Below are 12,246 nucleotides of genomic sequence, written 5' to 3' on the forward strand. Positions count from 1 at the left end.
CGTGCTGGGCATGGCTACGCACGAGGTGACCAACCAGGTCCCGCTGCTCAGCGGCCACGACGTCGCGGACGATCCGGCCCTGCTCAGCTGGGTCGACGACGCCGAACTGCACGAGCTGGGCAGGCTCGCGGGCAGCCACGAGTGGCAGGAGCGCGGCAGGCTCGCCAACGCCTACCCGCCGGTGCTGCACACCCACGACCGATTCGGGAACCGAATCGACGAGGTCGAGTTCCACCCTGCCTGGCACGAACTGATGGACGTCGCGGTCTCGCACGGGTTGCACGCCTATGTCGACGGTGGGCACCTGGAGCGCGCGGCCAAGTTCTACGTGTGGTCCCAGGTCGAGGCCGGCCACGGATGCCCGATTTCGATGACTTACGCCTCCGTGCCCGCTTTGCGCGTCGCACCGGATCTGGCCGAGAGCTACGAACCCCTTCTCACCGCGCGGAACTACGACTTCGGGCTGCGCGCTCCGCTGTCCAAGCAGGGCCTGATCGCCGGCATGTCCATGACCGAGAAGCAGGGCGGATCGGACGTCCGCGCGAACACGACCGTCGCGCAGCCGGTCGCCGACGGCTACGTCCTGACCGGGCACAAGTGGTTCACCTCGGCGCCGATGTCGGACGTGTTCCTGACCCTCGCGCAGGCACCCGGCGGGCTGACGTGCTTCCTCGTGCCGCGGGTGCTCCCGGACGGCACGCGCAACCGGTTCTTCCTGCAGCGCCTGAAGGACAAGCTGGGCAACAAGTCCAACGCCTCCGCCGAGATCGAGTACGACGAGGCGTTCGCGCACCGGGTCGGCGACGAGGGCCGCGGCGTGCGGACCATCATCGAGATGGTCAACATGACCCGGCTCGACTGCGTTCTCGGCAGCGCCGCGGGCATGCGCGCCGGACTCAGGCAGGCCGCGCACCACGCCGCGCACCGCAAGGCGTTCGGCAGCTACCTGATCGACCAGCCCGCCATGCGCAACGTGCTCGCCGACCTCGCGATCGAGTCCGAGGCGGCGACCACGACCGCGATGTGGCTCGCGCAGCACCGGCCGCGGCTCGGGCTCGCGGTCACCAAGTACTGGGTGTGCAAACGCGGACCGGTGCACGCCGCCGAGGCGTTGGAGTGCCTGGGAGGCAACGGGTACATCGAGGACAGCGGGATGCCGCGGCTGTTCCGCGAGTCGCCGCTGATGTCGATCTGGGAGGGCTCCGGCAACGTCGCCGCGCTCGACGTCCTGCGCGCGATGAAGAAGGAACCCGGCTCGGTGCAGGAGTTCCTCGCCGCCGTCACCGGCGTCGACCAGCGCGTCGACAGGGCGTTGAACGAGCTCGGCACCGCGCTGTCCGATGTGGACGAGTCGCAGGCCCGCCGGGTCGTGGAGAAGATGGCGCTGATCCTGCAGGGTGCCCTGCTGGTGAAGCACGGGCACCCCGCCGTCGCGGACGCGTTCCTCGGCTCCCGGCTGGGCGGGGACTGGGGAGTCGCGTTCGGCACGCTCCCCAAGTCCACCGACTTCGCCTCGATCATCGACCGGGCGGTGCCCAAGGTCTAATTAGGCGGGGCACCCGTTCGGCAGGCGCGGCGAGTCCGGCCCGTACAGGTCACCGGTCAGGAACACGCACGTGGGCTGCTGCGCGAAGTCGTAGATGTCGGCGAGCTCGAGGATCGTGAAGTTCCTCGTCTCACCGACCCTCGACACCTTGAAGTTCGTGCGTCCGGTGGCGCCGAAGAACTCCAGTTCACGCAGCTCCCCGCCGATCGCCCCGCGGTGCGGGGTGTACCCGGCCAGGCGGGCCTGGGCGTTGCGCACGGCGTCGAGGAACAGCCCTGCCGCGTCGTAGGCGACCGCCATGTGCTCGCCGGGCCACGGCTTGGCGGGCTTGTCCTCCCGCGGCAGCGCGGAGTCCTGGACCTCCTTGGCCAGCTTGCTGTAGCCCGCGCAGAAGGCGTCCAGCGGCAGACCGCCGCGCACCTTGGCGTCCGGCTTGCCGTCGACGCAGGACTTGCCCGCGAGCACGACCAGTCCGGCCATGCTCACGTAGGACACGCGCATACCGGCCAGCGAGTCGCGCTTGCGGCTCGCCTCCTGCGCGATGAACCGGATGATCGCGTCGTCCGCGAGGATGCGCGGCAGGCGCGTCTTGTCGTAGCAGTTCCTGCCGACCGCCTGCAGGAACTCGCCGAAGTGCTCCTCGCGGCCGGCGAAGAACACGAGCTCGCTGGAGTGGTTCTCGACGCACTGCGACGGCACCTCCTGCGGGCCGTTGGCCCACTCGCGCGCCTCGTACAGCACACCCGACCTGGCCAGCTCCTGTCCCAGGACGGCGACCAGGTTGTCGAGGTAGACGTCCTCCTGCCCCAGCTTCGGGTGGTGGATCGTCACCTTGGTCGCGCGGACGTGCTGCGCGTACTGCCGCACGAGGTCGGCCTGCCGGACGTTGCCGGGGATCAGCTGGAAGTACATCGCCGAGAGCTTCGGCAGCGACGCCTCGGTGAGCGTCGTGCCGATGGTCGGCACCCCGAGCGAACCGAGCGACGTGATGACCTTCCTGGTCTGCTCGACGCTGCGGTCGAGCCCGATCACCCCGATGATGCTCGGATCCCTTTCCAGCAACGGGGTCAGCATCTCCGTCAGCACGTCGTGCGCGCGATCCATCTTCGCGCCGCCGTTCGCGACCACGATGCGCAGCAACGGCCCCGAGCTCGACCTGTCGTTCTGCTGCCGCTGCTTGAGCAGCATCCCCTCGAGTTCCTCGGCCCTGGAGTGGTCGGCGTCGGGGTTGCTGTCCCGGTGGGTGAGGCTCGAGAAGTAGAGCAACGAGACGAGCGGGCGGTCGCGGTTCGAGGCGCGCAGCCGTTCGGCCTCCTCGTTCTGCGCGAAGACCGCCTGCTGCGTCCACCGGAGCCGTTCGTTCGACCCGAACACCTGGCTGTCGTTGTCGCTGTAACCCACGCATTCGGTGTGCCCGTCGACGTCCATCAGCCGCGTCGACACCCCCGGCGAGACCGCTGAGCCGACTATCGAGCAGTTCGCGTCGATGTGGTTCTGCACGGTGACGAACCCCGGCAGCAGCAACACCGCGGCCACCGCCGCGATGATCGTCTCCAGTCGCCGCGGCCGCGCCAGCCACTTCACCGGCGCCGCCGTGAACGCGGGCGCGCCCTTCCACTTCTTCCTGTCCGGGTCCGGGAACGGCAGCCTGATCATCAGGTAGCGCGCGTCCGGCGCGAGCATCTGGCGCTTGCGCGGGAGCTCCTCCCGCCACGTCGCCAGCGCGTCCGCGGTCTCCTCCGGCTCGACCGGCGTGGTCCCGAGCCGCTCCGACAACGCCGGCCGCACCGAACTGGCCGCGATCACCAGCAACGGGTCGGCCTCGCCCGTCTCGTTGCGGACGTCGTTGATCAGCTCCAGCAGCTCCCAGCCGCCGTTGTCCTCCGTCACGCCGTCGAGCAGCACGGGGATGTAGGCGGTGCGGCGGAACCCGGCCCTGCGCGGCAGGAACCGGCGGCGGCGCCGGTAGGAGATCCGCAGGTCCTCCAGGAACGCGTGCACGAGCAGCAGCTTGATCTGCTCCTCGTTCTCCGACTCGCGCCTGCCCAGCGTCAGTCGCTCGGCGAACCCGAGGAACTCGATGGAGTGGTTCGGCAGTGCGAAGTTCTGCCCCCGCATGAACCACTTCGACTCGCGCGCGAGCCCCGGCACCCGCTTGCCGAGCCACCGGAAACCGGCCTTGCTGCCGACCCACGCGACCAGCCCGAGCCCCAGCCTCGTCACGAGGTTGGGGATGAACGCGTCGACGGCCCGGTTCAGCGCGTCGCCGTCCTGGCCCGTACGCCCGGTCCACTGCCGCAACAGCTCGATGACGCTCGCCCGGTCGTCACGGCCGGGCGAACGCGGCAGCCGCTTGCTGGTGAGCCAGTCGACGAGCCGGTAGTGGTCGAACCGCGTCAGCCGTTCGGTGCCGACGTGGACCTCCGACAACCGATGGCTCAGCACGTCCAGCAACGGCAGCAGCGGTGGCGTCTCCCGCGCTTCCGGTGGCCATCTTTTGTCCACTTCCGCACCTACGGCGGATACGTCGACATAAGCGTGCGGTATTGCCGGGCGACCCTCGTCGAGCTTGTGTTCGAGGGCACGCAGAAATGGCGTCGGACTGGCTTCGCTCTCCAGGTAGAGCAACGGAAGTGGCTGGTCACCGACCACTTCCTCGGTCTTGCTCCGGTAGAAGAAGCCGGGCCGGTCGCACAGACCGCGAATGACTTCGAGAAGTACGTTCACACCCGGGAAGAACGGTTCTGTCCGGCTACCTGTCATCTGCACCCTCACACTCGTGCGGAAGGCAGACGACGGTAGCCGGACAGAGCCATTCGAACCGGCGTTTCGAAACTATTTAGATGGAACGGCCTAAAGACCGAGTTCGCGGGCGATCAGCATCTTCTGCACCTCGGAGGTGCCCTCGCCGATCTCCAGGATCTTGGCGTCGCGGTAGAACCGGCCGACCGGGTACTCGTTCATGAAGCCGTAGCCGCCGAAGATCTGCGTGGCGTCACGGGCGTTGTCCATCGCCGCCTCGGACGAGACCAGCTTCGCGATGGCCGCCTGCTTCTTGAACGGCTCGCCGCGCAGCATCCGGGACGCGGCCTCGTAGTAGGCCAGGCGCGCGGTGTGCACGCGGGCCTCCATCTCGGCGATCTTGAACTGGATCGCCTGGTAGGTGCCGATCTTCGCGCCGAACGTCTCGCGCTCGTGGGCGTAGCGGACCGACTCGTCCACGCAGCCCTGGGCGAGGCCGACCGACAGCGCGGCGATGGCGACGCGGCCCTCGTCCAGCGTGCGCAGGAACTGGGCGAAGCCGCGGCCGCGCGTGCCGAGCAGGTTCGCGGCGGGCACGCGGCAGTCGGAGAAGGACAGTTCGCGGGTGTCGGAGGCGCTCCAGCCGACCTTGGAGTACTTCTTCGACACCGTGAAGCCCGGGGTGCCGGACGGGACGATGATCGAGGAGATCTCCTTGCGGCCGTCGGGCCGGGTGCCCGTGACCGCGGCGACCGTCACCAGGCCGGTGATGTCCGTGCCGGAGTTCGTGATGAACGCCTTGGTGCCGTTGATGACCCACTCGTCGCCTTCGAGGCGTGCGGTGGTGGAGAGGGCACCCGCGTCGGAACCGGAGCCGGGTTCGGTGAGGCCGAACGCGCCGAGCTTCTCGCCGGACGTCAGCGACGGCAGCCACTCGGCCTTCTGCTCGTCGGTGCCGAAGCGGTAGATCGGCATGGCGCCCAGCGACGTGGCCGCCTCCACCGTGATCGCGACCGACGAGTCGACGCGCGCGAGCTCCTCGAGCGTGATGCACAGGGCGAAGTAGTCGCCGCCCATGCCGCCGTGCTCCTCCGGGAACGGCAGGCCGAGCAGGCCCATCTGCCCCATCTTCGCGACGATCGGGTACGGGAACTCGCAGCGCTCGTAGTAGTCGCCGATGACCGGCGCCACCTCGTCGCGGGCGAACTCCTCGACGGTCTTGCGCAGGTCCTCGTACTCGCTCGGGAGCCTGAAGTCCACCATTGCTGTCACTCCTCGTGAGAGACGACGAGGGCCAGCACCTGGTCGAGTGCGACCTGCTGGCCTGCTTGCACGTTCACTTCGGCGAGCACGCCGTCGACGGGTGCCGTGACGGTGTGCTCCATCTTCATGGCCTCGACCACGAACAACGCTTGACCGGCGGTCACTTCCTCGCCCTGCTGGGCTCGAACCACCAGCACGGTGCCGGGCATCGGCGACTTCACCGGGCCACCGGACGCGGCGGCACCTTCGGCGGCGCCGACCAGGAACTCGGCCTCGACCAGCGCCCAGGAGGCGCCGTCGTGGCCCAGCCACAGGACGTCGCCGTCGCGGGCCATCGCGTAGCGGCGCGAGCCGACGAGCAGGTCGGCGCCTTCGCGGCGCGCCCGAGCACGGACCGGTTCTCCGGCGCCCACAACGACTTCCTCGCCGCGCACGCGCACGTCGACGTCGTTGATCCGCCAGGTCGTCCAGGCGTGCTCACCGACGCGCCAGCCGCCCGGCTGGTCCCACGGGTCGTCACCGTGCGGCTGCAACGAACGCTCCAGGCCGGCCGCCACGTACACGTCGTCCGGGATCTCGGCAGAGGTCAGCGAGTCCAGCTTCCGCTCGACCAGGCCGGTGTCCAGGGCGCCCGAACGCACGTCCTCGTCGCGCAGGAGTGCGCGCAGGAACGGGATGTTCGTCGTGACGCCGAGCAGCACCATCCGGCCGAGCGCGTGGTCGAGACGCCTGAGAGCTTCCTCGCGGGTACGGCCGTGCGCGATGACCTTGGCCAGCATCGGGTCGTAGTCCGAACCGACCACAAGTCCCTCGTACAGACCGGAATCCACGCGCACGTCGGCCGGTTCGCTCAACGCCAGCACGCGGCCGCCGGTCGGCAGGAAACCGCGCGCCGGGTCCTCGGCGTAGACGCGGGCCTCGACCGAGTGGCCGTTCAGCTCGACCTTCAGATCCAGCTCTTCGCCGGAGGCCACGCGGAGCTGCCACTCGACGAGGTCGACGCCCGTGACCATCTCGGTCACCGGGTGCTCGACCTGCAGCCGGGTGTTCATCTCCATGAAGAAGTAGTCGCCGGACGCACCGTCCACGATGAACTCGACGGTGCCCGCGCCGACGTACCCGACGGCCTTCGCGGCGTCGACCGCGGCGGAACCCATGGCCTCGCGCATCTCGGGCGTGAGGAACGGCGACGGGGCTTCCTCGATGATCTTCTGGTGCCTGCGCTGCAGGCTGCACTCGCGTTCGCCGAGGTGGATCACGTTTCCGTGCGCGTCGCCGAGGACCTGGATCTCGATGTGACGCGGGTTCGTGATGAACCGCTCGATCAGCAGCGTGTCGTCACCGAACGACCCGCGCGCCTCGCGCCGTGCGGACTCGATCGCCTCGCGCAGCGCCGATTCCTCGTGCACCAGCCGCATGCCCTTGCCGCCACCGCCCGCGGAAGGCTTGAGCAGCACCGGAAAGCCGATCTCCTGGGCGGCGTCGACGATCTCGTCGTCGGACATGCCCGCGCGGGTGCGGCCCGGCACGACGGGCACGCCCGCCGCCGACACGGTCAGCTTCGCGCGGATCTTGTCGCCCATCGCGTCGATCGCCGGCGCGGGCGGGCCGACGAACACGATTCCCGCCGCGTCACAGGCCGCCGCGAACGCGGTGTTCTCCGCCAGGAAGCCGTAGCCGGGGTGGATCGCCTGCGCGCCAGTCGAAACGGCGGCCTGGACGATCTTCTCGATGGACAGGTAGCTCTCACGGGCCGCGGCGGGCCCGATCCGCACGGCCTCGTCGGCCAGTTTGACGTGCAACGCCTCGGCGTCCGCGTCGGAGTACACGGCGACGGAACGAATCCCGAGCGACCGCAACGCGCGGATCACCCTGACCGCGATCTCCCCGCGGTTCGCCACCAGAACGCTGTCGAACATGATCACATCCGGAAGACGCCGTAGGAAACATCGTCGATGGGGGCGTTCGCCGCACTGGACAAGGCAAGTCCCAGCACCGTGCGGGTGTCACGCGGGTCGATCACGCCGTCGTCCCAGAGCCGCGCGGTCGAGTAGTACGGGTTGCCCTGGTCCTCGTACTGCTGGCGGATCGGCGCCTTGAACGCCTCCTCGTCCTCCGCGGACCACTCGTCACCGAGCTGGTCGCGGCGGACGGTCGCGAGCACGGACGCCGCCTGCTCACCGCCCATCACGGAGATGCGGGCGTTGGGCCACATCCACAGGAACCGCGGCGAGTAGGCCCGGCCGCACATCGAGTAGTTGCCGGCACCGAAGCTGCCACCGATGATCACGGTGAACTTCGGGACGCGCGCGCAGGCCACCGCCGTCACCATCTTGGCGCCGTGCTTGGCGATGCCGCCCGCCTCGTACTCGCGGCCGACCATGAAGCCGGTGATGTTCTGCAGGAACACCAGCGGGATGGACCGCTTGTCGCACAGCTGGATGAAGTGCGCGCCCTTCACGGCCGACTCGCCGAACAGGATGCCGTTGTTGGCGACGATCCCGACCGGGTGGCCGTGGATGCGTGCGAAGCCGGTGACGAGCGTCTGCCCGTACTCCTTCTTGAACTCCTGGAACTTCGAGCCGTCGACGATCCGCGCGATCACCTCGCGCACGTCGTAGGGCGTCCGGGAGTCCGTGGGCACGACGCCGTAGAGGTCGTCCGTGACCACCGGCGCCTCGACGGGCGCGACGTCCCACGGCCGCTGCGCGCGCGGGCCGAGCGTCGAGATGATCGAACGGACCATCCGCAGCGCGTGCGCGTCGTTCTCCGCCAGGTGGTCGGTGACGCCGGACGTGCGCGAGTGCAGGTCGCCGCCGCCGAGGTCTTCGGCTGAGACGACTTCGCCGGTCGCGGCCTTCACCAGCGGCGGGCCGCCGAGGAAGATCGTGCCCTGGTTGCGGACGATGATCGCTTCGTCGCTCATCGCCGGCACGTACGCGCCACCGGCGGTGCACGAGCCCAGCACGGCGGCGATCTGCGGGATCCCGCGCGCCGACATCGTGGCCTGGTTGTAGAAGATCCGGCCGAAGTGCTCGCGGTCCGGGAACACGTCGTCCTGCTTGGGCAGGAACGCGCCGCCGGAGTCGACGAGGTAGATGCACGGAAGGTTGTTCTGCAGCGCCACTTCCTGCGCGCGCAGGTGCTTCTTGACCGTGATCGGGTAGTAGGTGCCGCCCTTGACCGTGGCGTCGTTCGCGACGATCACGCACTCACGGCCGGAGACGCGTCCGACGCCCGTGATGATGCCCGCGGCCGGTGCCTCGTCGCCGTACATGCCGTTGGCGGCCAGCGGCGACAGCTCCAGGAACGGCGAACCGGGGTCGACCAGCGTGTCGACGCGCTCGCGCGGCAGCAGCTTGCCGCGGTCGACGTGCCGCTGACGTGCCTTCTCGGGACCGCCGAGAGCGGCGGTGGCGAGCTTGCCGCGCAGCTCGTCGACGAGCGCGGTGTGCTCCTTGGCGTAGCGGTCCGACGGCTCGGCTGCGCTGCGCAGGACAGGTGCGTCCATGCTCCCCAGACCTCAGGTTAGCGGGCGTTAACATCCTCATGTTAGCGCCCGCTAACCTGGCGGTCCACAGGAACGCCTCGAGAGTGACCCGAACGCAGGTCAAGCAGACTTTCAGGCACTCTCACGTTCCGGAATAAGCTAACCGATGGCCGACCGCAGAGCGGGCAGGTAGCCGCTCTGATGCCCTGCCCGGTTCGGGTGGTACGACTCCTCGACCGGCCAGCTCAGGCTGTTGAGCCACCAGCTGGACGAGCAGATCTCGTGCCCGGTGAACGCCCCGCGCACGTCGACGTAGCCGAACCCGGCGGCCCCCGCCCGAGCGGCGATGGTGTTGTGCAGCGCGTCGGAACCGGAGTTGATCGCGGCGCGCTTGGTGTCGCTCAGGCCGACGTTGCACGAGCCCGGCACCTTGTACATGCGCGGGTAACCGAGCACGACCACGCGTGCGGACGGGGCCTTCGACTTGATCGTGCTGTAGACGTTGGTGAGCAGGCCGGGAAGCGTGTTCGCGGCGTAGGTCTTGGCCTGGTTCACCCGGTTGGTGCAGTCCTGGTCCGAGCCGAAGGTGCAGGTGGTGATGACGTCGGCGAAGCCGGCGTCGTTGCCGCCGACCTGCACGGTGATCAGGTTCGTCGCCGCGGTGAGGTTGTTCGCCTGGGTGATGACGTCCCCTGTCCGCGCGCCGGAACAGGCCACGGACTTGAACGTCGCGGGCGCTGTCGCCGCCGCGTACAGGGCCGGATACGCGAGCGGGCCGCGCTTGCAGCTGCCGCTGGCACCGTCATAGCTGCCGGTCCCGAGCCCGGAGGCGTAGGAGTCGCCGAGCGCGACGTAGTTGATCGGGGCGGCGCTCGCGGGATTGGCGAGCGCGATGACGGCCGCGGCGGCGGTGACCACCGAGGCGATGAGGTGAGCAGGACGCATCGAAGACTCCCGAAGGGGCCGCAGGGGCGTGATGCATTGCGGGTCAATGGTTACCCAGGGGTAAGGCCTGTGTGAAGTATTGGTCAAGAGTCAACGATTCGCGCTTGCACCTGCGTGAATTCCACCCATCGGGCGAGGCCGTGTCCTGCAGATCGGCTCGATGAGAGTCACGTTCGAGAGGGCTTCTGGCGGTGCCGCCGCGCCCCCCTCATACCGGGTCGTATTCGGGGGTTGCGGCGGTGCCGCCAGAAGCCCCCTCGGGCGCGACCATCGCGGGCCGATCTGCAGGACACGGCCTCATGTGAACGGCTGCTAACCTCCCTCTGTGGTCGACAAACCCTCACGTCGGGACCAGATCCTCAACGCCGCGGCCGAGCTCTTCGCGCGCCACGGCTTCCACGGCGTGGGCATCGACGACATCGGTGCGGCCGTGGGCATCTCCGGCCCGGCCCTCTACCGGCACTTCCGCAGCAAGGACGCGATGCTCGGCGAGATGCTGACGTCGATCTCCGAACGGCTGCTCGACGGCGGCCAGGCGCGGGTGGACGCCGCCTCGGACGCCGAGGAGGCGTTGCGGGAGCTCATCGGCTGGCACGTCGACTTCGCGCTGGACGACCCCGCGCTCATCACCGTGCAGATGCGCAACCTGGCGAACCTCACCGATCCGGACCGCCGGCGCGTGCGCGCCTTGCAGCGCCGGTACGTCGAGGTGTGGGTGGAGACGATCCGGCGCACGGTGCCGGGCTTCGACGAGCCGACCGCCCGTGCCGCCGCGCACGCCGTGTTCGGGCTCATCAACTCGACGCCGCACAGCGCCCACCTCGACCGCGACCAGATGGCCGCGCTGCTCTCCCGCATGGCGCTCGCCTCGCTCACGCCCGCCGTGGTGACGTCCTAGATCAGTCCTCGCTGGTGCGCCGCGGACACGGCCGAAGCCCTGTCCGGCACCTCCAGCTTGGCGTAGACGTGCTGCAGGTGCGTCTTCACCGTCGCCTCGCTGATGTGCAGCACCGCACCCACCTCGCGGTTCGTCTTCCCTGGTGCGACAACACCGTCTCGTCGCGTGCCGCCGCCCGCACCGCGCGGAACAGCTCCTCGCGCGGCGCGTCCCTGAGCAGGTACCCGATCGCGCCCGCCTCGATCGTCGGCAGCACGTCGGCATCGGTGTCGGGCGTCGTCAGCACCAGCACCCGCATCGAGGGTGCGCGTGAGCGGATCTGCCGTACCCGCGGGCGAGATCAGGTGTGAGCAGGCGTTTCATGCTTCGAGCCTGTCGTCGTGACCGGCCGGGCGACATCGGCCGTGTCGTGCACCCCGCCCTCCGCCGCGGCTGGCCCGGGATCCACCGATCGACGGATGGCGTGCGCCTGACCTGGTGAACTGGCGGTCAGCCGAGACCCTTCCGTAACCTTGCCCGACAATGGGCGCGCGCAAACTCCTCCTCCGGCTTCCGGCCTGGTTCCGGTTCACCGTGATCACGCTCGCGGTGTTCGTCTGCGGGGTGGTCGCCTCCCGCCCGGCGACCGGGGACAACGGGGTTCCGCCCAGCGCCGACGTGATCGCCGCGGCCAACGCCGTCGAGGCGTTCGTGGCGCCGTCCGCGACGCACGACCCGTACCTCAACCTGCCGAGCGACTTCGCGCGCGAGATGGGGCGCGATCCCAAGACCATCACGGCGCCGGACGGGACGCTCCGGGTGGTCGACGCGGGTGGCGGGTGCTCCGGGCCGGCCGGTGACACCGAATGGGACTTCAGCGCCGCGTGCCGGGCGCACGACCTGGGCTACGACCTGTTGCGCTACGCCGACCACAAGGGCGAACCGCTCGGGCCGCAGGCGCGCAAGGCGCTGGACGACAGGCTCACGACCGATCTGCACGCGCAGTGCCGGTTGAACCCGCGCGGTGCCGGGCAGAGCTGTCACGCGGTGGCCGAGACCTATGCGATGGGCCTGAAGTTCAACTCCTGGCGGCAGCGGTGGGGAGCGCCCGGCCACGAACCCGTGGTGGCGTGGGCGTTCGGCAGCGCGGTCGTGGTGTTCCTCCTGCTGGCGCGGCTGCACGGCCGGCGCCGCGAGAGCACGACCGCGAACTCGCTGCCCCTGGTGCTGGCACACGCGGAGCAGGACCGGTACGCGACGTTCCTGCGGCTCTTCAGCCTCGCGCTGCTCGTGCTCGGCGAGACGGTGGCGACGCTCGCGCACCTCAGAGGGTTCGGCACGCCGTGGTTGTGGGCGTTGCAGGCGGTGCCGCTGTTCTTCTTC

The 12,246-nt window shown here is 69.5% G+C and carries 7 protein-coding genes and 2 pseudogenes; 3 read left to right on the forward strand and 6 right to left on the reverse strand.

Annotated elements, in window-relative coordinates; translation table 11 throughout:
- Window positions 1-10: 10 nt before the first annotated feature.
- The gene (locus tag AB0M48_RS17905; RefSeq protein WP_363842794.1) at window positions 11-1,546 is read left to right on the forward strand and encodes an acyl-CoA dehydrogenase family protein; all 1,536 of its coding nucleotides are present in this window, start codon (window positions 11-13) and stop codon (window positions 1,544-1,546) included.
- On the opposite strand, the gene AB0M48_RS17910 is transcribed toward AB0M48_RS17905, so the two are convergent.
- The 5 genes from AB0M48_RS17910 to AB0M48_RS17930 all read right to left on the reverse strand — a co-directional run bounded on the left by AB0M48_RS17910 (window position 1,547) and on the right by AB0M48_RS17930 (window position 9,986).
- Window positions 1,547-4,273: a hypothetical protein gene (locus tag AB0M48_RS17910; RefSeq protein ID WP_363842797.1), complete on the reverse strand. Its 2,727-nt coding sequence runs from the start codon at window positions 4,271-4,273 to the stop codon at window positions 1,547-1,549.
- 126 nt (window positions 4,274-4,399) lie between these two features.
- Window positions 4,400-5,551, reverse strand: a complete 1,152-nt coding sequence (locus AB0M48_RS17915; RefSeq protein WP_363842800.1) for an acyl-CoA dehydrogenase family protein — start codon at window positions 5,549-5,551, stop codon at window positions 4,400-4,402.
- A 5-nt stretch (window positions 5,552-5,556) separates the two neighbouring features.
- Complete coding sequence (locus tag AB0M48_RS17920) at window positions 5,557-7,470, reverse strand: acetyl/propionyl/methylcrotonyl-CoA carboxylase subunit alpha (RefSeq protein ID WP_363842803.1); 1,914 nt, start codon at window positions 7,468-7,470, stop codon at window positions 5,557-5,559.
- A 2-nt stretch (window positions 7,471-7,472) separates the two neighbouring features.
- Window positions 7,473-9,062 carry a carboxyl transferase domain-containing protein gene (locus AB0M48_RS17925; RefSeq protein WP_363842806.1) on the reverse strand — a complete coding sequence of 530 codons (1,590 nt, stop codon included), beginning with the start codon at window positions 9,060-9,062 and terminating at the stop codon, window positions 7,473-7,475.
- Window positions 9,063-9,200: 138 nt separating this feature from the next.
- Window positions 9,201-9,986 carry an SGNH/GDSL hydrolase family protein gene (locus AB0M48_RS17930; protein WP_363842809.1) on the reverse strand — a complete coding sequence of 262 codons (786 nt, stop codon included), beginning with the start codon at window positions 9,984-9,986 and terminating at the stop codon, window positions 9,201-9,203.
- Window positions 9,987-10,311: 325 nt separating this feature from the next.
- On the opposite strand from AB0M48_RS17930, the gene AB0M48_RS17935 reads away from it, so the two are divergent.
- Entirely contained in the window at window positions 10,312-10,884 is a 573-nt protein-coding gene (locus AB0M48_RS17935) for a TetR/AcrR family transcriptional regulator (protein ID WP_363842812.1), read from the forward strand.
- Here AB0M48_RS17935 and AB0M48_RS17940 read toward each other — a convergent pair.
- Window positions 10,881-11,179, reverse strand: a pseudogene (locus AB0M48_RS17940) (response regulator transcription factor); the annotation flags it as partial. The gene AB0M48_RS17935 and the pseudogene AB0M48_RS17940 sit on opposite strands and share 4 nt — an antisense overlap.
- A 455-nt stretch (window positions 11,180-11,634) precedes the next feature.
- On the opposite strand from AB0M48_RS17940, the pseudogene AB0M48_RS17945 reads away from it, so the two are divergent.
- Window positions 11,635-11,871: pseudogene (locus AB0M48_RS17945) on the forward strand (hypothetical protein); the annotation flags it as partial.
- Window positions 11,872-12,246: the final 375 nt, after the last annotated feature.

Origin of the sequence: Lentzea sp. NPDC051208 (assembly GCF_040682435.1) — a bacterium.
Classification (GTDB): domain Bacteria; phylum Actinomycetota; class Actinomycetes; order Mycobacteriales; family Pseudonocardiaceae; genus Lentzea; species Lentzea kristufekii.

What these genes read in the sequence shown, in the direction of transcription:
- AB0M48_RS17905 (WP_363842794.1), top strand. Translation starts at nt 11, where the DNA reads ATGGCTACGCACGAGGTGACCAACCAGGTCCCGCTGCTCAGCGGCCAC.
- AB0M48_RS17915 (WP_363842800.1), bottom strand. Translation starts at nt 5,551, where the DNA reads ATGGTGGACTTCAGGCTCCCGAGCGAGTACGAGGACCTGCGCAAGACC.
- AB0M48_RS17920 (WP_363842803.1), bottom strand. Translation starts at nt 7,470, where the DNA reads ATGTTCGACAGCGTTCTGGTGGCGAACCGCGGGGAGATCGCGGTCAGG.
- AB0M48_RS17925 (WP_363842806.1), bottom strand. Translation starts at nt 9,062, where the DNA reads ATGGACGCACCTGTCCTGCGCAGCGCAGCCGAGCCGTCGGACCGCTAC.
- AB0M48_RS17930 (WP_363842809.1), bottom strand. Translation starts at nt 9,986, where the DNA reads ATGCGTCCTGCTCACCTCATCGCCTCGGTGGTCACCGCCGCCGCGGCC.